General features: G+C 41.4%; 15 protein-coding genes. 7 read left to right on the forward strand and 8 right to left on the reverse strand.

Features of this window, described 5'->3' with window-relative positions; genetic code table 11:
• Positions 1-6: 6 nt before the first annotated feature.
• From G7092_RS12220 to bglX, 6 genes are all read right to left on the reverse strand, one after another.
• Complete coding sequence (locus tag G7092_RS12220; RefSeq protein WP_166089640.1) at positions 7-1491, reverse strand: FG-GAP repeat domain-containing protein; 1485 nt, start codon at positions 1489-1491, stop codon at positions 7-9.
• 84 nt (positions 1492-1575) lie between these two features.
• The gene (locus G7092_RS12225) at positions 1576-2814 is read right to left on the reverse strand and encodes a vanadium-dependent haloperoxidase (RefSeq protein ID WP_235953817.1); all 1239 of its coding nucleotides are present in this window, start codon (positions 2812-2814) and stop codon (positions 1576-1578) included.
• Positions 2815-2902: 88 nt separating this feature from the next.
• Positions 2903-6523 (reverse strand): VCBS repeat-containing protein, encoded by a 3621-nt coding sequence (locus tag G7092_RS12230; RefSeq protein ID WP_166089643.1) that lies wholly within the window; start codon positions 6521-6523, stop codon positions 2903-2905.
• Positions 6524-6606: 83 nt separating this feature from the next.
• Positions 6607-8424 carry a RagB/SusD family nutrient uptake outer membrane protein gene (locus G7092_RS12235; protein WP_166089645.1) on the reverse strand — a complete coding sequence of 606 codons (1818 nt, stop codon included), beginning with the start codon at positions 8422-8424 and terminating at the stop codon, positions 6607-6609.
• 28 nt (positions 8425-8452) lie between these two features.
• A complete protein-coding gene (locus G7092_RS12240) occupies positions 8453-11737 on the reverse strand; it encodes a SusC/RagA family TonB-linked outer membrane protein (RefSeq protein WP_166089647.1) in 3285 nt (1094 codons plus the stop codon).
• Between the two features lie 868 nt (positions 11738-12605).
• Positions 12606-14918 carry a beta-glucosidase BglX gene (bglX, locus tag G7092_RS12245; RefSeq protein WP_166089650.1) on the reverse strand — a complete coding sequence of 771 codons (2313 nt, stop codon included), beginning with the start codon at positions 14916-14918 and terminating at the stop codon, positions 12606-12608.
• A gap of 199 nt (positions 14919-15117) precedes the next feature.
• On the opposite strand from bglX, the gene G7092_RS12250 reads away from it, so the two are divergent.
• The gene (locus G7092_RS12250) at positions 15118-15879 is read left to right on the forward strand and encodes an NUDIX hydrolase (protein ID WP_166089652.1); all 762 of its coding nucleotides are present in this window, start codon (positions 15118-15120) and stop codon (positions 15877-15879) included.
• A gap of 73 nt (positions 15880-15952) precedes the next feature.
• Here G7092_RS12250 and G7092_RS12255 read toward each other — a convergent pair whose 3' ends face one another.
• Positions 15953-16192 carry a hypothetical protein gene (locus G7092_RS12255; RefSeq protein ID WP_166089654.1) on the reverse strand — a complete coding sequence of 80 codons (240 nt, stop codon included), beginning with the start codon at positions 16190-16192 and terminating at the stop codon, positions 15953-15955.
• A 141-nt stretch (positions 16193-16333) separates the two neighbouring features.
• Here G7092_RS12255 and G7092_RS12260 point away from each other — a divergent pair, with 141 nt between their 5' ends.
• From G7092_RS12260 to G7092_RS12285, 6 genes are all read left to right on the forward strand, one after another.
• Positions 16334-18199, forward strand: coding sequence for a M1 family metallopeptidase (locus G7092_RS12260; protein WP_166089656.1), 1866 nt, complete (start codon positions 16334-16336; stop codon positions 18197-18199).
• A gap of 560 nt (positions 18200-18759) precedes the next feature.
• Positions 18760-19815, forward strand: coding sequence for a sterol desaturase family protein (locus G7092_RS12265; protein ID WP_166089658.1), 1056 nt, complete (start codon positions 18760-18762; stop codon positions 19813-19815).
• A 270-nt stretch (positions 19816-20085) separates the two neighbouring features.
• Positions 20086-20430, forward strand: a complete 345-nt coding sequence (locus G7092_RS12270) for a winged helix-turn-helix domain-containing protein (protein WP_166089660.1) — start codon at positions 20086-20088, stop codon at positions 20428-20430.
• Positions 20431-20755: 325 nt separating this feature from the next.
• Positions 20756-22759 (forward strand): TonB-dependent receptor plug domain-containing protein, encoded by a 2004-nt coding sequence (locus G7092_RS12275; RefSeq protein WP_166089662.1) that lies wholly within the window; start codon positions 20756-20758, stop codon positions 22757-22759.
• Between the two features lie 129 nt (positions 22760-22888).
• The gene (locus G7092_RS12280) at positions 22889-24034 is read left to right on the forward strand and encodes a cytochrome-c peroxidase (RefSeq protein WP_166089664.1); all 1146 of its coding nucleotides are present in this window, start codon (positions 22889-22891) and stop codon (positions 24032-24034) included.
• Positions 24035-24044: 10 nt separating this feature from the next.
• Entirely contained in the window at positions 24045-24536 is a 492-nt protein-coding gene (locus tag G7092_RS12285) for a molybdopterin-dependent oxidoreductase (protein ID WP_166089667.1), read from the forward strand.
• Between the two features lie 375 nt (positions 24537-24911).
• Here the strand turns inward: G7092_RS12285 and G7092_RS12290 are convergent, their stop codons facing one another.
• Entirely contained in the window at positions 24912-25559 is a 648-nt protein-coding gene (locus tag G7092_RS12290) for an ankyrin repeat domain-containing protein (RefSeq protein WP_166089669.1), read from the reverse strand.
• Positions 25560-25725: the final 166 nt, after the last annotated feature.

Consider the following 25725-nt stretch of genomic DNA (forward strand, 5'->3'; position numbering starts at 1 on the left):
TTATACTTATTTTTTGATGTGGTTTTCCAGCACTATCAAAGGTAACTTTTTATCCCATGCGGGTTTAAACCCGGGTATAAATAAAAAACCGCTCGAGTAGTTACCTAATATAATGTCCGGCTTGCCATCATTATTCAGATCAGCAACTTCCATACACATCCAATGCCCATATTGGCTTACCGGAATAGCATGTGGCTTAAAATCAAAAGGCTTAACCTGTTCAAAATAAATAAATTCTTCGGCCGGGGTGTTTTTCATATCGGCAAAAAAGGCTATGGTAGCTATGTCCAGATCGCCATCCCCATCAAAGTCAGCGGCTATGGCTTTAGTACAACCATTAATGGGATAAAACCAGCGCTGTTTAAAATTCCAGTTGCCTGTGTTAGTATAAATATACAGGCCATGATAGGGCTTTATCCGGCGTGAATCATGGTAATTATAACCGCAGGTATAGATCAGATCGGGATTGCCATCATGATCCATATCGGCCAGCTGAAAACTTGATGAGCCATAAACCGGCGGAAAACGCAGCAGGTTTCTTTTGGTGAAACCTCCTTTATGGTCATTCAAAAACTGCCAGAGACCTTCATCGCCGCTCCCGATTAGTACCATTACATCGGGCCAGCCATCTTTATTAAAATCGCCGGTAACCGCCTGAATGGCTCCTGGTTTATCATAAATTGTTTCCTGACTATAAGTATAATCCGGATTCTGTTTTAATAAAAACACGCCGCCTTTCAGCTTACCTGTCCCACAAACTACCATGTCGGTAAGGCCATCTTTATTAAAATCGGCAACTACGGTTTGCTGAGGCCGGGGCAAGTCTGACGCAACAAAGGTTTGGTCGTTATTGAGTTCCCTGGCGTCCAGATTTACTTTTACAATTTTACCGTTAGGGAAATCGGCGGGCTCCAGGCGTCCTATACAGCTAAAGTAACCCGCGTTGTTACCTGCTGTATCCTTTGTAAAATTCACACTCACAGCCGGTGATGGCAATGTACCCAGAGAATCGGGCTTTAAGTTATTGTCCCAGCCAAGTAGTTTGCTGCTGGTAAAATCAGCGCTGTACAGTTTATGTGTATATGGGTTTACCGCTACCATAGTGGTAAAACTATTATAGTTTACAGGAGCCGGCGTTTTTAGGGTAAAACCAGCCCAATCATTTATCAATGAAGTGGGCTTGGGTGCCGCAACAACCGTATCGGGAGCAGCTTTCTTGTAATAGGCTACCAGGGCAAGCCATTCCTGTAATGATGCACCTGCAGTATCGGCCACATTTCGTTTATAATAGGTCGACCCATAAATGGAGATGTGCATAAAACCTGCCATATAGGGTAATACATGTTTTTCCCAAACATCTTTACTTAAGGCATTGGCCGGTACTAAAGCATGACAGCTTGTACATTTTGCCTGGGCTAGGTTTTGCCCATCTACCAGTACATTACCCGTTAACTGATAAGGTTGCCTGGTTTTATTTTTACAGCTGTTCATTAGTGTTATGCCAGATAACACTGCAACAAACGATATGATATAGAATGTTATAAAATAGCTTCTTCTCATATAATTATATCTTAGCTATTTTTTAAGTTTTAGTTTTTTCCAAATGTATTCACCTACCTGCCGACCTTGTACCGCGCCCTGGTCAACACTGTTACGATAGTGTATACCTCCATAAAAACGGCTGACCGAGGTTTCGTCGGCAGCTTTTAAAAAGGAATCAAAATGGCGCTGCATACCGATATACCGCAAGTCGCTGGTATCCTGATACGCGAAATTATCGCCAAAAATGTGGGTTAGTATCACTGCTGATGCACCGCTGATATCACTGTGCCCGCTCGGAAATTCCGGGAACGGAGGTGTTTGCAGCATAGGTAACCAGTTAGGGTCTATTTTGTCATTAATAACCGTCACCGGCCTGATATAGTTCAGATCATACTTTACCTGCCAGCCACAGATAAACGCGTCAAAAAGTGCTATAGACGTTAAGGCATAAGCCTGTGCCGTTTTCACCACATCGGCATGGGTTTGCTTACAGGCAATAGCGGTAATACCTATCCAGTGACCACCGGGTGTGATCTTTTTATTGGCAAACATCACATGCCCGCTATGCTGAATTACAAAAGGGTTATCGTCCCAAAACTTGGCAATATCAATTTGTTCTTTGGTCAGATTCTTACTTTGTTGATACACCTCCACATTCTGTTTAAAATAGGCGCTATTTTTATCCTCACTAAAAGGTGGCGGAGGCGGCAACGGGAAATTGGTTGAGGTATCTACCGCAAAAGTGTGCATAGTGCCCCAGCAGAATTCTACCCCGTCCAGATAATCGGGTGGTGTTGGATGCCATTGACCGGGGTTATCATTACCTAAAAACCGGGGTTTACCGCGGGTTTGTGGATAATTGTCGACAGAGGCTCGTTTGAGTATGTATTTACCAATTTGCTCGCCAAATGCGATAGAACGGGCGTAAGTAGAATCGTCAAGGTTATCTTTGTAGCTGGCAAATACTTTATTCTCATACTTTTTCAGGGTATCAACAGAAAAGGTAACCTTATGTGCTACTGTAAAAAATGCCTTGGTGGCCGCCAAAGTAAAATTGTAGTTTTTATTTTTTTGAGGTTTAGGTGGTTCGCCAAAACCCCGGAGCTGTGCGGTAATGGAGTTATAATCGGGGTTGGTATAGCGTACCGCCTCATACGCTGCAAGCGTGGCATAACCATATATACGACTGGCTACAGGCGGCGTAAATACGTCATATATAATTACTTGTGTTAGCTGGTCAACGTTTTGATGTATTACATCCGTATCCTTCATTAACGCAGCCTTCTTTTTATCGCCGCAACTAAAAAGAAAAAAAATACAGGTAACAGCTATAACTAGTTTAAAATGCCTCATATATCGATTAATTGAGCTGTATGTTTCTTTGGTGACCATAGCTATCAGTTATAGTTACCGATGCCATATTGTTATCAATATTAAAAAATCTGCCGGACTGCGACAAGAAAGAACTACCGTTGTAAAACTCTTGCCTGCTTATTTTGCCATTTTTGTATTTAATAACCGCATACATATCCAATGGCTGCAGGTTAACTGTTTTAACTGGTCTTTTTAATTCAAAAAGTTTCATCACATCGCGGTTCTGTGTAGCAGCTAGTAAATAGTTTCCTTTAGCTCCCTTTAACTTAACGAGGGCTTTACCGTTACCCGGTATAAAAAGGCCGCTTTGCAGCAATGTAAGGGGTTTAAAACCTCCTTTACCATCGCCTTTGAGTATAAGGCCATTAAAGGCGTCGTAACGGCCTGTGGTAACTTCTGTACCAAAATCATTACCATTGATGGCTACATCCAGATTACCATCACCATCAAAATCATCAACGGTGATACCGCATAGTTCAGACATCTGAGCTTCCAGCGGCAATGGTATAATAGTAAATTTGCCATTGCCATCATTACGCAAATAGCACGACTGCAGATAATTTGCCTTTAATCTTATGGCTCCTTTACGCATTTCGGGCGTTAACACCGAATCCATAGTAGCTACAGCCAAAGATTTATAATTCTGGTACCGAACACGCATACCGATCATCTGTTTAATGATATCATCGCGCCCATTAACCGGAAATTCTTTCATTACTCCCTGCTGATCTTTCAGAAAAACGGATGGAAAAGCATCATAACTACCGTTGCTATCAAAATCCTTTGCAGTAATAAATATGGGGTACTGATCTGTAGCCTTGTAAAAAGTATTTAGGCCGGTGTTACCCACTATATAATCAATGTCGCCATCATGGTCAAAATCACCGGCAGCAATAGTGTTCCACCAGCCTAGTTTATTTTCGACGCCGGTATTATTGGTTACATTTTTGAAGGTGCCATGATCATTTTGCAGGAAAGTGATAGGCATCCATTCTCCCGTAATTATCAAATCGGGCCAGCCATCATTATTAAAATCGGTGAAGGTGGCATCACATACCAAACCAATATCCTTTAATGCTTTTGCAGCTGTTGCAGATACATCGGTGAATTTAATAACGCCCTTTTTACTATCGTTACGTAAAATAAAGCTTGAAACAGGTTTAGGATAGTTCCAGGGATCAACCCTACCGGATACAAAAAGATCAAGCTTACCATCCCTGTTAAAATCAGCAGCTTTAACACATAATTTGCTGGTGAAGTTTTTGGGCAGGGCATCTGGTTGCAGCTTAAAATTTCCTTTCCCGTCGTTCAGGTAAATTCTGTCCTGATAATTTGTAGACCCGGATTCACTTTCGAAACCACCACTAGCTATGTACAAATCGGGATAACCATCGCCATCAGCATCAAAAAGCAGGATGCCTTCGTCCTTAACCCTGGTCTTTTGTGATAAAAAGTCGTTATGTGCCGAGATCTGGTTAACCGCTGGCAACATATCCTTTGTTCGCGGCAATAAATCGCGCTGTATAAATTTGCCATTGGCCTGCTGTAATAATACCTGAGCAGGATATTGGGTTGTGCCCCCAATTACCATATCATCAAATCCGTTACCATCTATATCCCCAACAGCAACGGCTGGTGTATATTCTGATAACTTATGTGGTATCAACTTTTGAACATTAAAATCAACATAGTCTTTGTCCTGATGCTTGTAAGCAATACCTGCGGATGCTGTTATCTCCTTAAATAAGGATGATTTATTGATAACCGGATGGTTATAATTATAATTTATTTTAGCATCGGCAATGTTTACCTTAAGCGTTTGATCTGCCTTTACATTTGGTAATACCTGCTTTTTACCGTTATCCCACCTGATCACAACAGAATCAAGCATGGCTATCTTTCCTAAACCAAAGTGGGCAATATTTTGTATGGTTGATAGGTAACCCCGGTATGGTATATTTTCATATACCTGCTGTTTGCCGTGATCATAGTAAATATTGGCCTTCGCTCCTATACCATTGAGGTTTTGACTGCCTCCGTGAAATTGTATGTGTAAATAGTGATGATTATTTTTGTCCTTTTCACGGGAGGTGTTCTTATAGATGAATGCCTCATCATCAATATTATTGATGATCATATCCATAGTACCATCATTATCGAGATCGGCATAGGCAGCTCCGTTTGAAAATGACGGAATATCCAATCCCCAACTTTTGGTTACATCTTCAAACTGTAATCCATTAGTATTTCTGAATGCGTAATTGGGTATTTTAACAATAGGGATTTGACCAAGAACCTGTTTTGTTGATGCAACTGAATAGGCCTGCTGCCTGAATACAATAAAATCATGATCGGTCACATCACGTGGATAGCCATTTGTTATTACCAGATCGCGGTAGCCATCATTGTCAAAATCAGTAAGCATGGGGCCCCAACTCCAATCGGTTTGGGCAACGCCACTTAAAAATGCCATTTCGCTAAAAACAGGATCGCCAATAGAATCATTTTGCTTTACCCGTGGCCCCTGGTTAATCTGTAATGTATTGCGTGTATATTGATACTGATATTTGTACCGATCGAAATTTTGAAATATCTGGTAGTTGTTTGGCGGCATGAACATCTTTTTCCGATAATTATCTTCTGGGTTCATGTCAACCTCAAAAACATCGGGCAAACCATCGTTATTTACATCTTCAATATCCTGCCCCATAGCGCTGTAAGAGGTATGTTTAAAATACTCTTGCGTTTTGTCTGTAAATGTGCCATCGTGGTTATTAATATATAGTATATTGTTGGGTAAAAAGTCATTAGTAACATAAATATCCTTCCAGCCATCGCCATTAATATCAGCTATGCTTGCGGCATGACCATAGCCCTCAATAGTGATACCTGCCTGTTTGGAGACGTTAGTAAATACACCATGTTTTAATACCGGATTCCAGTCGTTCCGATAAAGTCTGCCTGTACTGCGATGACTACCATCTGTAATAATTGGCCTGAAGGTACTCTGATTATCACTTGCAACAGCCTCGTTAACGGTAAGGTACATATCCAGATCGCCATCATTATCATAATCAAAAAATGAGGCCATGGTAGAATGCACATTAATATCCAGGCCATACTCTTTGGCCATCTCTTTAAACCTGGGCACACCATCGGCGCCAACTCCCTGGTTTACATATAAAAGATTGGTTCTTTTAACAGAATCATCTAATAAAGTATTACATACATAGATATCTGGCAGCCCATCATTGTTTATATCAACAATGGCAACGCCACGTCCCCAGCCACCTTTACCCCCAACGCCTGCTTTGGCTGTTATGTCTTCAAACTTCATATTACCCCTATTCAGATATAAACGATTGGGCACGGCATTACCAATAAAATAAATATCCTGCAGCCCATCATTGTTAAAATCGCCAATGCCTACACCGCCACCATTATAAATATTAAGCATGGTGAGCGGGTTTATTTTTTCGTTTTCGACTATAGTATTACTAAAGGTGATACCAGAGTATGATGAGGGTATTTTTTCAAATAACGTTGGCTTTTTACAAGCCATAAATGCACATACGAAGAGACATAAAAAGGGGACACTATGCTTCATGAAATTAATATCAGGCTATAAAAAAGGTGGAGATAAACATCTCCACCTAAAATTACATTTTTATAAATTATAATAGGTTTAAATTAATAACCTTTGTTTTGAACCAATACACCGTTACCGCCTGCCAGTGATTTTGACAAGTCAATTTGCGACTGAGGGATAAAATAATACTCATTTATTCCTTTGGTAAATTTAGCGCCCTGCAGTTGCGAGTTAATTCGTACGTCATAGGCAAAAAATGCATTGATCTCAGCAGCCATACTACCATCTCCTGTTGCTGAACCATTAGGTAAGCCAACAGAAGTACCATCCCAGCGCTGTAAATCAAAGAAACGCATACCTTCCATGGCCAGCTCTAATTTCCTTTCAAAATGGATGGCTTTACGGGCATAAGTTTTATCAGCAAAAGCTCCGCCTGGGTATTGACCAACTTTATAATTATCAGCTGGTGTAGCATTCACAGTATAGGTGGAAGAAGATGGAGCATAAGTAGAGTTTTTATAAACCCAACCGGCTGGATTGGCTGCTCTTGCCCTAACCAAGTTAACATCGGTCACCGCGTTTGCAGGATTACCGGCAGTAGATTCAATTTCAGCTTCAGCTGCCATTAAAAGTATATCAGAAAACCGCATCAGGTTAATATTATTTGATGTTAACTGTACGTTGTTCCAAACACCGGGAGTATTATCGGAATTTGTTCCCTTTTCTGATTGAGAATAAACATTTTTACGCGGATTGAAAACACCATCTGTAGGGTCACGAATCCATCCTGCCGGAGGATTACCCCAGTCAAGAAATGGCACATTTGGCCGACCAACTGTGATATCCAAACGAGGGTCAACATTACCGGTCCAAGGAGTAGCGCCATTGCTTACATCCTGACCAACTGTATTAAAGGTGTCAAATAAAGGCAACCCATTGGCGTCGGTTTTAAATGAATTACCTAGTGATTGTGAAGGGTTAAACCAACCGCAGCAACCACCAGGGCCACCATAAGGAAAGTTCAAATCATCGCCGGCATTACCATTTTGGCCATTTGCACCATCATTTACAGAGTTTTGAGCTGCAAATACTGATTCTGCACTATTTTTCTGCGAAGCCTCAGGACTAAAGTTTGTCTGAAAAATTGGGGTTAACGCATATTTTTGACCACGTGCAGTAACTCCATTTGCTATTAAATCACGCAGCAAGGTAAGTGCCTGGTCATATTTGTGCTCAAACATATATGTTTTTGCCAGGTATGCTTTTGCGGCCCAGCTATTGGCCCGCCCAGCTTGTGGCTGTGTAGCAGGCAAATCGGTCATCGCTGCTGTAAAATCGGCCTCTATTTTAGGCCAAATTTCTGCAGTATTGGGTAAGTTATAATTAGTTGTTGTTTCATCTGCATATGGTACCTGACCATACATTTTTCTTAATTCCAGATAATAAAAGCCGCGTAGGAATTTAGCCTCAGCTGCTATAACTTTAGCATCTGCCGCAGCAAGGTCCTTAGCCAGTGGGATAGTACGTAACACATCATTTGACCTGGCAACGCCATCAAACAATAGGGTATATCTGTCCCTTACATAAACATTAGAAGTGTTAGCAGTAAAGTTACCTACCGGCAATGCATCCTGGCCACCATCTGAAGGTTGTGAACCTTTATAAGCATCACCTGCGGCTATACTACCAAACATCCAGTTTGAACCGGAAGCGTTTGAACCACCACCTATACCACCTACACCATCTAATAAAGAGTAAGCTCCAATTAAAATCCCGTTTACTCCGGCAGCATTGGAAACCTGAGAAGGTGTTAACTGGCCCGCAGGGGTTTGAGACAGCAGGTTCTTTTTACAACTATATGCTAAGCATAACGCCACTAAAACCAGAGGCACTATGACTTTTAAATGTATTTTTTTCATAATTTCTTTTCGCTAAAAACATTAAACATTAAAACGTCGCCTGTACACCTATACTGTATCTTTTTTCGTTTGCCGGATAGTTTCCGAAGTCAATACCAAAGCTGGTGTTATCACCCGCAGTACTATTATTAAGAGCCGAATTCTGTAATTCAGGATCTAAGCCAGTATACTTGGTGATTGTAAAAAGATTATTTCCTAATACGAACACTCTTACCTTAGATAAACCAATTTTTCTTAATGCTTCCGGAGATAGAGTGTAGCCTATTTGTAATGATTTTAATCTTAGGAAAGAGCCATTTTCAATATAAAATGAGTTAAACGCACCAGTGTTGCCAATATTAGCTGCTCTTGTTAAAATAGGAATAGTAGCTTTGCTGTTATCAGCACCAGGATGCCATGAATCTGTTAATATATTGGCACTTACGTTGCCATCAAACACAGCGGGGAAACTTGTCCAGTATTTAACGTAATTAGCAACTTTATTACCATAAACGCCATAGAAGAAGGCGCTAAAATCAAAGCCCTTATAACTGGCGCCTAAATTTAATCCTCCTGTAAACTTAGGATTTGGGTTTCCTATAAAAGTACGGTCATTGGCATCAATTTTGCCGTCTCCGTTAACATCCTTTAGCTTAAATAAACCAGGTTTAGCTCCGCTATACCCTGGAGAGTTATCAACATCGGCCTGACTTTGATATAAGCCCACTACCTGATAGCCATAAAACTCTCCCACTGGCTGTCCCGGCTGCAACCGTACAAAATTTTGCAAGCGGGTTGAACCTGCACTATTAACATCCAGATAAGGTACACCTGAATTTAGCGATTTCACTAAATTGCTGTAGTGGCTAAAATTAAGTCCTACTGTAAATTTAAGCTGGTCGATATTACCATGATAATTTACACTGAAATCAAAACCTTTGTTTACTAAATTTCCGGCATTGATATAAGGAGGGTTTGGAATACCTGCCGGGGCGGGCAGCTGTGATTTAAATAATAATCCAGAGGTTGTTTTTTTATAATATTCAAATGAAAAATCAACCGCATTATTCAATATCGTTCCATCGATACCAATATTTAACTCTTTATCCGTTTCCCAGGTAGTTTGTTTATTACCTTTTTGTGTGAGCGAGTACCCCAAGTTTGCAATATTTCCGGTACCATTGATATCATAATATTGAGTTCCAGGGCCTGCTGTATATAAATCGTAAGCGTTGTAAGGCTGCGTTGCCACACCACTCAATGATCCTAATGAACCATAACCACCACGCAGTTTTAAATCATTTATCCAGTTAACACCTTTCAGGAAATCTTCTTTAGATATTCTCCAGCCTAAAGTTACTGAAGGAAAAGTTCCGTACCTGTAACCAGGAGCAAAATAAGAAGATCCATCCCGTCTGATAGTACTGCTTAACAGGTATTTATCATCAAACGCATAATCTAACCTTGCAAAATAAGATTGGATAGTATTGGAGAAAAATACGTTATAATCAAGAAAGTTATTGGTATTTGTTTGGCCAGATGGCGAGCCTGTGTTCAATTGTATATAATCCGGATCGGTTATATTGTAATTTCCTCTACCGGCCTGTACCTGGCGGCCATAGTTATTGATGGACTCCTCTCCTAACAATACCTTTAAGCTATGTTTGCCAAATTGTTGATTGTAATTTAAAGTATTAGTCCATGTATAATTGCTGCGGTATCCCGAAATTTCCTGATACGAATTTGCGCCTGTATTACCTTCAGCATTTTCATACGGAGTTGGGTTAAAATAACGATTATAATAGTTATCAATAGTACCACCAAATTGCGTACGGGCAGTGAAGTGTTTCAGGAAATCAACCTCAGCAAAAAGGTTACCTTGAATTTGCCAATCCTGGTTATTCCCCCTTAACTTGCTATTGGCAAGGCTGCGTTGAACAATAGCTACAGGGTTTTGAGAGTTACTTAAACCTGGAGATCTTGAACCAGCATAATTACCCATAATATCATAAACCGGGATGATAGGAGGTTCGCGATAAATGAAGGAAATCGCATTGCCTTCATTCTGGTTAGCCGTACCCATATTAGGGTTGTTTTTATTAAACAAATAGGCATTTTCACCAACACGTACATGATCTGCAAGATTAAAATTTGTATTGATTCTTGTAGAGTAGCGTTTTTCATAAGTACCGATCAATGTACCCTGCTGATTAAGATAACCAACCGACATTAAATAGGTTGATTTATCATTACCTCCGCTGGCTGTTATATTATGTATTGTAGTTGGGGCGGGTTTAAATACTTCATGAAACCAGTCGGTTCCCTGCTTATTGGCCATAGTTACCTGATTACCTACACCTGTTAAAGGATTTAAGGTATAATCAGCGGCCGTAGTACCCGGATCACCTATTTTAGCACCTGCCGGAGAAATGAAATCCGGAATAGTATAGGTACCTGTTCCTTGTGGGTCAAATTGAGTATTAGGGTTTCCTTTCGGTCCACCACCTATCTTACCGTCATTTTTATACGACTCAAATTCGGCCTCCATGTATGTTTTGGTATCTGCCAGTTTAAAACCATCTTTTAATGGTCTGGTAGTTCCATAGAAACCATCATAGGTTATGGTCGTCTTTCCTGATTTACCTTTTTTCGTAGTAACAACAATTACACCATTTGAACCACGTACACCATAAATAGATGCCGAACCCGCATCCTTTAGTACTTGTATAGATTCAATGTCGTTTACGTTGATGTCGTCTAATTTACCTGGAGTACCATCGATAATAACCAATGGCGCTGTACTAAAAATAGAACCTACACCACGAATATTTACAGAAGTTGCAGCACCCGGCTGACCGGAGTTGGTAACCGTTACACCTGAAGCCTGACCTTGTAACAATGTAGCTGTGTTACCTGCGGGCACCGATTTCATCGTAGTCACGTTAACAATAGCTACCGAACCAGTGATGTCCTTTTTACGTTGAGAGCCGTAACCAGTAACAACAACTTCATTCAGTGAATTGCTGCCGGCCTGCAGCGTAATTCTGATGTTGGCATCGGTGCCTACTTTTACTTCGGTAGTTTGATATCCGATGTAGGAAACCACCAATGTGTTGCCCGGACTTAGGCTCAGCGTAAATTCGCCATTAACATCCGTTACAGAACCTGTGGTAGTACCCTTAATGCGTACTGACGCACCTACTACGGGTAGTTTATCGTCGCTGCCGATAACTTTACCCTTGTACTTTGTTTGCGCTGTAACTACCAATGAAGAAACCAGGCAGCATAGCAGCACACCAAGGAATCTTCCCTTGAGGAGTAAACTTTTAAACATGAGATTGAGATTTAGTTGATTAATATATTTGATTTAAGATTGTAAGTCGATAACCATAGTTTTAAGTTTATAATTGGACCATAAAATTTTCAGGGATGAATTGTTTTCGGGGCAGAAAAACCTAATAGTGCGGCTTTTAAAATAGCGGCACCTAAATTCAGAAGATTCGAAAAAAATAAAGAGTGTAAAAGTTTTATCATATAATCTTCCCCGTAATAAATTTTTAATTTATCCCCGCTATCACCCGTTTTTGCTTACCCTTTCGGGTTAAGCACATTAATTAAAATGTTATAATAATATTAGATTCAGTGTAATTTCTGTCAATTCAGAAATTTTAATTGGCTGCTCATCTAATGTAATGAGAGTGTATTGTTTACACAAGTAAAAAGTGAAGATTTACAAATTAATTATTAGTAAATCATTATAGCAAGCAAACATGGCAATTTGCGTTTGTTTTATTAATAAATTATTAACAAAACTTATTTTTTTATAAAAATATAGCAATGTAAAATTGTTGCTACTAATGATTCTACACATCCAAAAATTGGTCGTGAGCAATAATTATTAATAGACGACAACAAAATCTATATTTTTTCTGATAATAAATCCGTGTTTTATCAACGCAATCGATTCCATTTTAATTGTCAAAAACATCTTTATAATCAAAAATAATGTCATTATAACACTTATAACGAAACATATAAAACTGCCGTACAATCATTTATATGATTAATATGCATCTATAAAATTGTCAAATAAACACTTATCAACATATAAAATACTTTCGGCTTTTTCTTCGAAAACTAAAAATGGCGGAGATATTATAATACCTCCGCCATTTTAAGATCATTAAGAAAAGTTCACTTTGTTATTTATTCCATTGTACAGAAGCATTATGCGTATCGCTTGAGTTTGTACCAATTTCAACAATGAACTTGCCTGGCTCCCAATCATACCTAAGTTGGCTGTTATAAAATTTAAGCTCTTCTGGAGTGATAGTAAATGACACCTCTTTTTGTTCACCTGGTTGCAGGCTTATCTTTTTAAAACCCTTCAGTTCCTTTACAGACCGGCTTATGCTGGCTACCGGATCGCTGATATACAATTGCACCACCTCTTCTCCTGCATATTTACCGGTATTGGTAACAGTTACTGTTGCTGTAAGGTTGTCATTACCTTTTAGTGTTGTTTTATTGAGTTTAACATCACTATAGCCAAAAGTAGTATAGCTTAACCCATAACCAAATGGATAAAGCGGGTCGTTTGAAATATCAAGATAATTTGATTTAAACTTTGATGGCCCGCTGGTATATGGCCTGCCTGTGTTTTTGTGGTTATAGTAAATAGGTATCTGCCCTACACTGCGTGGAAAGGTAGCGGTAATTTTTCCGGCAGGATTATAATCGCCAAACAGGACATCAGCTATAGCATTACCGGCTTCGGTTCCAGGAGCCCAAACATCTAATATAGCGCTGGCATGTTTATCTTCCCAGGTTAAGGTAAGAGGACGGCCATTAAATAATACAATAACTAATGGTTTACCCAACTTGGCCAGTTCTTTCAGCATATTTTTTTGGCTTTCGGGAATATCAATATCTGAGCGGCTTGATGATTCGCCCGACATACTTTGTGATTCACCTACCACAGCCACAATTACATCCGATTTTTTAGCAGCTTCAACAGCCTCTTTCAATAATTCATCAGCAGGTTTGGGATCAACTGTTACCATCTGCTGACCAAAAAAGTTCAGCCGCTGTATAAATAGGCTATCTTCTGTGATGTTGGCACCTTTGGCATAGTTAATAGTAACGCCATCACCAACTACATTCTTAATGCCCTGCATTACACTAATTGATTTTTGCCAATCGCCGGCAACTACCCAGGTGCCCAGCATATCGCGCTGATTATTTGCCAGAGGACCTACCAGTGCAATGGAACCTGTTTTCTTTAACGGCAGTGTTTGATTACTATTTTTTAACAGCACAAATGAATGCTTGGTGATATTACGTGCTTCCGTACGATTTTCGGCTGTTAGTACATCTTTAGCTTCGCGGTTTGCATCAATTGACTTATAGGGGTTATCAAATAATCCCAATTTGTATTTGGCCTCCAGCACACGGCGGCATGCCAGGTCAATTTCCTGTTGGGTTACTTTACCGGCGGTTAATGATTTTTTTAATGTAGTTAAAAAGCCTTCGCCTACCATATCCATATCCAAACCGGCTTTAAGAGCTAACGCTGATACAGTTTGCAGATCACCCAATCCATGCGCTGTCATTTCATTAACAGCGGTATAATCAGATACTACAAAACCTTTAAAGCCCCATTGTTTACGCAACACATCGGTTAACAACCATTGATTACCTGTGGCCGGCACGCCATCAACTGTATTAAAGGAGCTCATAAAACTACCTGCTCCCGCATCCACTGCTGCTTTATAAGGAGGCAGATAATCCTGGTACATTTTAATACGGCTCATATCCACCGTGTTATACTCGCGACCAGCTTCGGCACCACCATATAAGGCAAAATGTTTTACACAAGCCATCACTGCATCTGCGTTTTTCATGTTATTACCCTGGTAACCTTGCACCATAGCTTTTGCCACCTGCGAACCGTACCATGGATCCTCACCCGAACCTTCCGAAATACGCCCCCAGCGTGGATCACGTGCAATATCAACCATAGGTGAGTATACCCAATTCAAACCTTCGGCGGTAGCCTCTTTAGCCGCGATCTGTGCCGATCGTTTGATCAAATCCATATCCCAACTAGCTGAAAGACCCAGCGGAATTGGAAAAATAGTACGATGCCCGTGAATCACATCCAATCCAAAAATAAGCGGGATATGTAGCCTGGAGCTTTTTACTGCCAGGTCCTGGATCTGTTTTACCTGATCCGCACCCCATATACCAAATACACCTCCAATGGCACCATTTTTTATTTTTTCCTCAACACCTTTATTTACGACTGAACCAGTGGTTGCGGCACCAATAGTTACCAGATTAAGCTGCCCTATTTTTTCATCAAGGGTCATCTTACTCATTAAACCGGTAACATAAGTATTCATCCTGGTATCCTCAGTTTTGGTTTGGGCTGATGCTTTATAAAAGGGGATCAATGCCACAAAACAAAGCGGGATAACCTTGTTGGTGATTCGGGTTGAAAAACACTTTTTCATTTTTTTAATTTAGATATAACAGAATTGGATAAACAAATATGAATAAAATAAAAGCCATGTAACTGAATATTAATTACTTATTTTAATAGAAAGTTACGGATTCAAATTGGTTGCAATAAAACAAAAACAATGGTGTATAAAGTACACAATTGTAATTATTATAATTAAATAATCAAACTTTATTTGTACAATAGCACAAATGTTAACTAGAGAACAACTTATTGAATATAGCGAAGACGCGCGTAAAAATTATTTGGATCATATTTCTATCGATTGCGTTGTTTTTGGCTTTCATGAGGGGCAGATGAAGGTTTTATTGTTAAACCCCCAGGATGAAAAGAAATGGTTGCTACCCGGTGGCTTTGTGCAGAAACAGGAACCTATTGAAATGGCCGCCAACCGCATATTGAAAGAACGTACCGGTCTTGATAAAATATTTTTGCAGCAATTTCACATTTTTGGTGCTCCAGATCGTGCAAAATTCCACCATGATCTTTATAAAAACATAGTATCTGATGAGCAAAACTGGTTTGCTAACCGTTTTTTATCGATAGGCTATTATGCACTGGTTGATTTTTTTGGTGTAGTACCGCAGGCCGACCAGTTTTCTGAACTTTGCACCTGGCGCGATCTGGATGATATGCCCGAATTTCTGCTTGATCATGAACTGATATTTAAAACCGCATTGGAAACACTCCGCGTACAGCTCAGTTATCAACCTATAGGATATAACCTGATGCCTAAAGAGTTCACCATGCCCGAGCTGCAAAAGCTATATGAAACCATACTGGACAAAAAGCTGGACCGGCGCAATTTTCAACGCCGCATACTTGGTTTTGGCATCCTGACCCGGGCCGAGCAACCCCGTAAAGGGGGAGCTCACAAAGCTCCCTACTTATATTCTTTTGATCTGGAAAAATATCAAAATGCCCTAACCGAAGGTTTTAAAGGCGGATGGTAGTTTTAAGACAGAAGTCCTGAATCTTAAATTTCAAGTCAAAATGACTTTGGACTTCTGACTTAAAACTTTGGACTTAAGACTCAATTACGTACTCCATTTTTACCTGGATATTCAAATCTTCATGCATTTTGGCAAACTGCCGGGGGTTACGCGTAAAATCAGGATCGGTATCCATATACATGTTAATAATTTTCACTTCCTCGGGGTGTTTATCTGTACCTATATTATAGGTAAGGCCATCACCACTTTCCAGCTTTTGTTTTAATTCCAGGTATTGCTTACCTGTTATCATAATTATTTTTTCTGCGGTCATTAGTTTATTTATATGGGGTATAATGGTGGTATTTATCCGTTGAACTTAAATATGTTAAAATCACTTATTTGGCAGGCATACGTTGCTGCCTATTCAGTTTATTATATTTACCTTCAAATATAACTGATATAATTTCGCTTAATGCTTAACATCAAAAAATTACTCGCAATAGTACTCTTATCCGGCAGTACCATTTCTTACGCGCAGGTTAACCTACCGATAGCCTTAAATCTGCAAAATACGTATACCAAAGGAACGCGCACCAAAGCAGGAGCCCCCGGGAAAAACTACTGGCAAAATACTGCCGACTACCATATCAAAGTAAGCTTTGACCCCAAAAGCCGGAATATTGCCGGCACAGTGGCTATTGATTATGCCAATAACAGCCCGGATACGCTTAGCACAGTTCTGTTTAAGCTTTACCCTAATTTATACAAAAAAGGGGCGATTCGTGATATGCCTGTATCTGCTCAAGACCTTACCGATGGCGTACATATCAAATCAATCAGCGTTAATAACCAATTACAGGACAGCACCAAACATCGTATTGAAGGTACCAATATGATGCTGAACGCTCATTTAGCACCCGGGCAAAAGACTCATTTTGATATCGAGTATGCTTATACCCTCAACAAAACATCACATATACGTACCGGGCAAATTGATACCGGAGCTTTCTTTGTGGCCTATTTTTTCCCGCGTATAGCCGTTTATGACGATATTGACGGCTGGAACGAATTTCCCTACCTGGGCTCGCAGGAGTTTTACAACGATTTTTGCCATTTTAATGCCGAGATCACCGTACCTGGCAATTACCAGGTTTGGGCTACAGGAAACCTCAAAAACCCCGAACAGGTGTATAACCCCAAATATGTAAAACTGATAAACCAGGCAAGCATCAGCGATAAGATAACCGATATTATTACCCAAGCCGATGTTGAGGCTGCTGATATCGCCAGGAACAATCCTACCAATACCTGGAAATTTGAAGCCGACAGCGTTACTGACCTTGTTTTTGCTATCAGCAACCATTATATCTGGAAGGCATCAAGTTTAGTGGTCGATACCAAAACTAATCGCCGCACGCGTGTTGATGCCGTTTTTAATCCTGCACATAAGGATTATTTTGAGGTAGTGAACTACGCCCGTAAAACAGTAGAAACGATGAGCTATCAGTTTCCGAAATGGCCATATCCCTACCCGCATGAAACCGTATTTGACGGGCTCGACCAAATGGAATACCCGATGATGGTGAACGATAATCCATTAGAAAACACCGCCGATGCTATTGAATTGACCGACCATGAAATATTTCACACCATGTTTCCTTTTTACATGGGCACCAACGAAACCAAGTATGGCTGGATGGACGAAGGCTGGGCCACCATTGGCGAATGGCTTATCAGTCCGGTTATCGACCCCAGCATCGTGGATCCTTATGGCGTTGCAGCAACAGAAAACAGCGCTGGCATTGAGCAGGATGTGCCTGTCATGACCCTAACCCCTCAGCTTACCGGCGTTTCAAAATTTACAGATAGCTACCCTAAACCCGGTCTGGGCTATTTATATGTCAAAGATATGCTGGGCGATGAGCTGTTTACCAAAGCCTTACATTACTATATTAGCCAATGGCATGGTAAACACCCAATGCCCTACGATTTTTTCAACTGTATCAATACCGGTTCGGGCATTAACCTTAACTGGTTTTGGAAAAGCTGGTTCTTTGACAACGGGCAGCCTAACCTGGCTATCAGCAAAGTAAGCCATCAACAACAAAAATATAGTGTGACCATTACCAGCATCGGTACCAAGCCTGTACCCATTAACCTCACTGTATATTATCAGGATGGCAGTTCGCAGCTGGTGCATCAGAGCATTGCTTGCTGGGCCAAAGGCAACAAAACCACCAATGTTACCTTCGCGGCTAAAAAGCCAGTTAAACAAATGGTGCTAGGCACTACCTATGATCCGGACACAGATAAAAAAGATAACATCTGGAAACCATGATCAAAAACTTTTTAAACCTTAAATTTTAACAATTTTTCGATCAAAATCGGGTAAAAATCATTCAAAAACTACTCAAAAAACCCTCATTTTAACACTTTTTAACAAATTAAAACCCGGTTTTGAGTAGTTTTTGAAACTTTAAAAAGTATTAAATATCTAATTATCAAATAACTACACACCAAACAGTTGATTTTCGACCTTGTTTTGGTGTTAACAAAACAGCCCGGTTTTTTCCCAAAAGAGAAAACCGGGCTGTTGATTGATATAAATATACGAAAAATTATGGGAAGATCTGGTGAAAGGGTTTTGCGTATAGCTAAATGTGATCAACGATTCACCTTTGGCCTATATTCGCTGAATGCCCCTCTCTTTCCCGTCACCACGACTTTGCGATAATAAGAAGTAATCATTGGGGTTCTTTAACAGTTTAGTCCCTAAATTTAGATTTTAACTTGCAGGGTAAATAAATTTTGCTGACTTTTATAAAAATTACTATGTACATACATAATTACATATTAATTCCGTTTTAAATCAATAAACCAATTATAAAAATTTAACGAATGGACTTCTTAAACGCTGTATGGCATCAATTTACAGGCTTTTTTGGATTTGGCCAATTAATCGAAATCATCAAATCGGGCGATTATGATAAACTGCTCACCTATCAGGGCTTTGTGGCATTACTGGTACCCATTATGCCTTTTCTATTGGTGATGGAGATTATCAGGGGAGCATTTTACAAGCGTTTTAAGGTGATCAATTACAAGCTAACTTTTTTCTCCTATGTGTTCAACTCTTTTATTGGCCGGGTAATATCTATTGCCATGGTGGGTATTTGCATCGGCTTGTTTGAAAAATACGCCATCTTTAAGCTTTCGTTCACCTGGTATTGGTTTATTTATGGTTACGTTGTATGGGAGTTTGGTCACTTTTTATATCATTATTTCGGGCATAAAGTAAGACTGTTCTGGTGCCTGCACTCTACCCATCACGCTCCCGAAAGCATGAACCTTTCGGTAAGTTATGCTCACTTCTTTCTAGAAGGGCCTTATGCCGATTTTATCCGAACCACAACCTGTATTTTGCTGGGTGTACCTCCAGCCATGCTATTTGTGATTATGTTTATCGACGGCTTTTGGGGCGGTATGATCCACATTGGCGAAAACCTGGTACATGACGGTCGCCTGGGTTTCCTGAATAATATTATCCTTACCCCGTCGCACCACCGCGTACATCATGCACGTAACCCGCTTTATATGGATACCAACTTTTGTAATCTATTGAACATCTGGGATAAAGTTTTTGGTACCTACCAGGTGGAAGACCGTAACATCCCTATCGAATACGGTATCAGTCGCCCGATGATCAAGAATAGCTTCCTGGATGCTTATTTTGGCGAAATAGTGGCCCTGGCCAAGGACGTATACCGGGCACCGGGCATCAAAAACAAATTTCTGTACATGGTGATGCCTCCAGGCTGGAGCCATACCGGCGATCATAAAATGACTACGGTTGTAAAAAAGAAATATTTTGAAGAATTACAGCAGCAACAGGGAACTCCGGTGAATGATGCGGATAAAGCTGGCACTCAAAGCAATGAGCCGGTGCTCTCATAAAAGACCGTCGGTTTACGCACATGCCAATCAAAATACCTTTCATTATCCCATTGGGCTAAAGCCCCAACCTTGCTATTTATTTTACCCGTCCTATAAATGGGACGGCAATGAATTGATGTATCTTATCCATTGCCGTTGGCTTTAGCCAACGGATAAAGGATCGTTCAATTAAGGCTTTAGCCAAACCCAGCGTTGCTTGCCGCAAAATATCCGCGATGATATCCCGGGATTTGCCTTTTCATCAAAATAGCCTTACTTTCATTATTAATAATGAGTGATCCTATATTTAAATTGAACGGCAGAGTTTGGATAGAGATCGGGGACGAAAAAGTTCTCGGCCATGGGCGGGTTGAATTGTTGGGGCGTATCCAGGCTTCTGGTTCTATCAGACAGGCGGCTCTCCAAATGAAAATGTCATACAAGCAAGCCTGGGACCTGGTAAACCACATGAATGAGCATTTTAGCCAACCGCTGGTGATATCGCATCGTGGGGGTAAAGGAGGTGGTAATGCGGTGATAACAGAGTATGGTATAAAGGTGATAGGGGAGTTTCATCTGCTGCATCAAAAATTACAGGAGTTTTTAAAGGATAATACCGAAGGACTTAAATTTTAGAAAAACATTCTTTAAATTTCGGACACAAGGTTTGGAGTAATTTTTATAAAGGGTAATCATCCTCAAAGACCCTGTCCGTCATATTTCGACAGTAGATAATTAGACTTACGAAGTTTTAGAAACTTCGTAAGTCTTTCTACAATTGCCCCAGCCCCCTCAGCGGGAATCGCACCCTACCAGCACTTCTTCTTTTAAAATATCTTCTCATGACAAGCTAAGCCACCATTTTAGGGTAGCAAAATTCAACAAATAATCTCCGGATACTTTAAATTCCGGTCAAAATTGCGAATTTGCGTTATATCTTATTTTATATAACGCATTGTTCATGAAAAAACCTTTACTCTTTATTATCACTGTTTTAACCGCGCTCAACCTATCTCATTTAAATGCTCAGGCTCAAGACAGGGACACCTCCAAACATGTTTTCCAGTTGGGGCAGGTGAATATCATCGGTACAAAAGATAGTTTACGATCTGATAAGCTAAGTTCGGGCACCATTAACCGGTATAACCGCTTAACCGTTTCCAGCGCTCTGAACCTGCTGCCTGGTGTTACCTTAACAGCTGTGGGCCCAAGGAATGAATCGGCAGTAAGCATCCGCGGGTTCGATGTGCGTTCGGTTCCTATTTACCTGGATGGTGTGCCGCTATACGTACCTTACGATGGTTATGTTGATCTGGCACGGTTCAATACCTTCAACTTATCAGAAATACAGATTGCCAAAGGCTATTCTTCGGTTTTGTATGGCCCAAATGCCGAAGGCGGTGCTATCAACCTCATCAGCCGTAAACCCGTAAAACCTTTTGAGCTGAGTGCCATTGCCGGTTGGCTAAGCGGCGGTTACAGGCTAAATACCAATATAGGCTCCAACCTGGGTAAGGTTTATTACGAAATCTCGGCCTCGCAGTTAAAACGTAACTGGTACCCGCTGTCGCATGATTTTGTGCCTACTAAAAATGAAGATGGCGGCCATCGCGATAACTCCTACAATAATGATGTGGCCGTAAGCGGCAAAGTTGGCTTTACCCCTACCGCCAACCAGGAATATGCCGTGGGTTACAGCTATCAGCATGGCACCAAAGGAACTCCCGTTTATACCGGCGATGATACGGCTAACCCGCTGTTTAAAAGTCCGCGTTACTGGAAATGGCCCAACTGGGATACCCAGAGTCTTTATTTGATCAGCAATAACCGCATCAACAGCACCAACGTGATCAAAACCCGCTGGTATTATGATCAGTTTAAAAACAACCTGCAAAGTTTTGATAATGCCTCCTACAACAGCATGACCAAACCGTATGCCTTCACCAGTATTTACAATGACTACACGCTGGGCAGCAGTATCATGTTTGAAAATACCAGCTTAAAAAACAACAGTTTCAGTGTAGCGGGTCATTTTAAACAGGATGTGCACCGCGAGCATAATGTAGGCGAACCCGTAAGGCGCGACGCGGACAACAACTTTACCGTTGGCGCCGAGGATACTTATCACCTCACATCGGCCTTAAAAGCCAATGCTGGGATAAGTTATATGAACAGGCACAGCATTGATGCCCAGCAATACACCAACAATGTGGTGAGCCAGCTACCGGCCAACAGCAACAGCGCCTGGAACTTACAAGGCTTATTACAATACGATATAGACAGCACGAATGCTATTACACTTTCGGTGGCCCGCAAAACCCGTTTTGCTACCATCAAAGACAGGTACTCGTATAAATTTGGAACTTTTATCCCCAATCCTAACCTGAAAGCAGAGAACGCTTTAAATTATGACCTGAGCTATCATACGTTACTGAGCGGCAAACTATCGGTACAGGCATCCTTATTTTACAGCAAGATTGGCAACCTGATCCAAACCGTAAACAATGTGCAGGTTGACCCTAAAACGGGCACCAACCTGTCGCAGGTGCAAAATGTGGGTCGCGCGGAGTATTATGGCGCTGAGCTGGCCTTGGGTTATCCCATTGCCGACCAGGTGCGGATAGATGCCAATTACACCTATCTGAAACGTAATAACCTTTCAAGCCCATCTATTTACCTCACCGATGTACCACAAAACAAAGTATTTGGTTCGGTGCAATACTCCCCTATCAAAAAACTGTACGTCATGGCATCGGAGGAGTATAATTCTAAAAGATACAGCACCAGCTACGGCACCGTATCCGGCGGATTTGCACTTACCAATGTCAAGGCTCATTTAACACTGGTTAAAGGATTTTCGATTGAAGGTGGTGTAAACAACCTGTTTGATAAAAACTATACCCTGGTAGAAGGTTTCCCCGAAGCCGGGCGTAATTATTTTGCGAATGTGATTTTTAGTTATTGATAAAAGTCGGATGTCATGCTGAGCTTGTCGAAGCATGGTGGGCAGGGCCTCTACGCGCGCCCTTCGACAGGCTCAGGGTGACAGCCCCTTTTAACATGACACAAGGCCAGTATTTAAGTAAATTTGTTCATGCACCAACTCAAACATAACCCACTTTTAAGCCGGCAAAGCCTCAGAAAAGGCCGGGTTATGTTCCTGCTGCTCATCTTTGTTATAGTATCCGGTTGGTGTTATGTAGATGGCGGTATCGAAACAGGCCCATACAACCTGGTATATCCGGCCAACTTTGGGAACCGTATCCAGATCCCGGCTGATAATCCTACTACTAAACAAGGTGTTTACCTGGGTCGGATGCTTTTTTATGAAACCAAACTTTCGGCTAACAACAAGCTTTCCTGTAGTAGTTGTCATCAGCAGGATAAGGCTTTTACCGATGGACGAGCATTTAGTCCGGGAGTAGATGGTGTATTGACGCCACGCAATTCCATGTCGCTGGTTAATTTATTGTGGGCGCGCAGGTTGTTTTGGGATGGCCGGGCTAATGGACTGGAAGAACAGGCTGTTACGCCACTGACCAACCCACACGAAATGGGGCAGGCATTAAGCATTTCGGCACAACGGCTTAGTCAAACAGCCAACTACCCAGTCCTGTTTAAATTGGTTTATGGAGACGAAAAGATCACCGGCGACAAGATAGTAAAAGCCCTATCGCAGTTTGAGCGTACGCTGATATCAGCCAATTCTCACTATGATCAGTACCTGCGCGGTGCTTATCAACCTACACCCGACGAATTGAAGGGCATAGAGTTGTTTAACACGGCACCTCAGCCCGAGAAAGGTATCCGCGGAGCCAATTGCAGCCATTGCCATGGTGGCCCAAAAACTTATATGGAATTGTTTCATAATAACGGCCTGGACAGCCTGCCGAAAGACTCCGGCATAGAAAAGCTGACTGCTTTAGCCACCGATCGCGGTCGTTTTAAGGTGCCAACCTTACGCAATGTAGCCCTTACGGCACCCTACATGCACGACGGCCGGTTTAAAACCCTGGATGAAGTGATTGATCATTACAGCGAACACATTGAGCAGTCGCCCGCGTTAAGCTCCTTTCTGCGTGGTGAATCCAACGAAGCCGGTGGTAAAAGTTTAAAACTAAATTCAATAGAGAAAAAACAGTTGATCGCCTTTTTGAACATGCTTACCGATTCGGCATTTATCACCAATCCTGCATTTTCAGATCCGCATATACTATCCACAAAAAATAAAAAGCATTAGATTTATATCCATGAAAAAACAACTCCTGATAGCCTGCATCGCTTTTTTAAGCTTTACAACTATTCCTTTTATATCTCAAGCACAAACCATTAAAATAAGTGGTGAAGTAAGTACACCATTAACTATCGACGCTGCCTATCTGCAAAAATTCACCCAAACAACCGTGGTGCGTAAAGACAGGGACGGGAAAGATCATACCTATAGTGGGGTTATCCTGTCGGAGATACTGAAGAACGCGGGTGTTACTTTAGGCCCAGAGCTCAAAGGAGAGAATCTGACTAAATACTTACTGGTTGAAGCTAGTGACGGCTACCAGGTGATCTTCGCGCTGGCTGAACTGGATAAAAGCTTTACCGACAGAACCATCATCCTGGCAGATAAGGTTGACGGTGCCCCACTTGCCCCCGCCGATGGCCCCTACCGCATTATTGTACAAGACGAAAAGAAACCTGCCCGCTGCATTAAGCAAGTAACGGCAATGCAGGTGCATTTTGTGAAGTAACAAGATTAATTATTGAATTAGTGATTTAGTGAATTACTGATTAGGAACAACCTTTTTTCCTTTTTTGTCAGCAGTTAAGCTTCGGGCGAAAGCGGGCAGAACAATGGTGGCCTGTGCGGATGCGGGGCATAGCAAGTTTTTGCTGAAGCGCAGGGAAACGCGGGAACAAAGTGGGGCAAAATAATTGCAGCCCTGGTTCTGACTGATTTGGAGGGCAAAGGCCTTGTGCCGTAAAGAAGCATTTCTGCTGAAAGCCTTTTGGTTACTTTGTGGCGACAAAGTGACTGGCCCTCCCGCGGCCAAGAGCGGGTATACGCCATGCCTACCAACGAATATATTCTTCGCTCCGCCCAGAATGACAAAACAGAAGTATGATCAACCCAATATCTCTGCAATTTCTTCAAAACCCTTTTCGCGGGCCAGATCGGCGGGGAGCTTGCCGCCTTCCATACGTACATTGGTAATGGCGCCATGCTCCAGCAGCAGGATCAGCATTTCGATGTTACCATTTTGAGCAGCTGAATGTATAGGAGTGGCACCTGCCTGTTGCTTTACGTTTACCTGCGCACCGTTTTCAACCAGCAAACGGGCTATGGCAGTATAATTACCGGCGCAGGCAGAGTGTATAGGCGCAACCCGGAAACCATTGTTTGATGGTAAGTTAACATCGGCGCCATTAGTCACCAGGTAACGGGCAACCGCCTCATGACCAAAATAACAGGCCAAACCAAGTGGGGTAAAACCATCGGAGGCGTGATCGTTAATCGTATCAGGATTGGTTTCAACAAAATGACTTACTACTTCCAACTTCCCGGCAGCAGCTGCTTCAAATAAGGTGATCTGGTTAACGTATCTCAACAACACATCAGTAACCTCAGGCTTTTTGTAATAACAAGATAACATTAATGGCGAAACCTGGTGGCTGGTTATGGTAGTGGCCAGCGTGGGGCTTTGCATCAGTAAGGCTTCCAGCTTACCCAGGTCGGCGGTGGTGATGTATTGTTCCAGCTTTTCTATACTCATGGTGTACATTGGTGTAAGCCGCAACTACATGGGCTATGCTTTTAATAAGGCTCTTTTACGAGGATCGTACCAGATGGTTTTCAATAATACTAAAAAATAAAAATACGATTAAATAATTGTTTAATCTGCTAACTTTATGTGAGTGAATTTAGGATTTACATTGATT

The organism is Mucilaginibacter inviolabilis, assembly GCF_011089895.1.
GTDB lineage: Bacteria > Bacteroidota > Bacteroidia > Sphingobacteriales > Sphingobacteriaceae > Mucilaginibacter > Mucilaginibacter inviolabilis.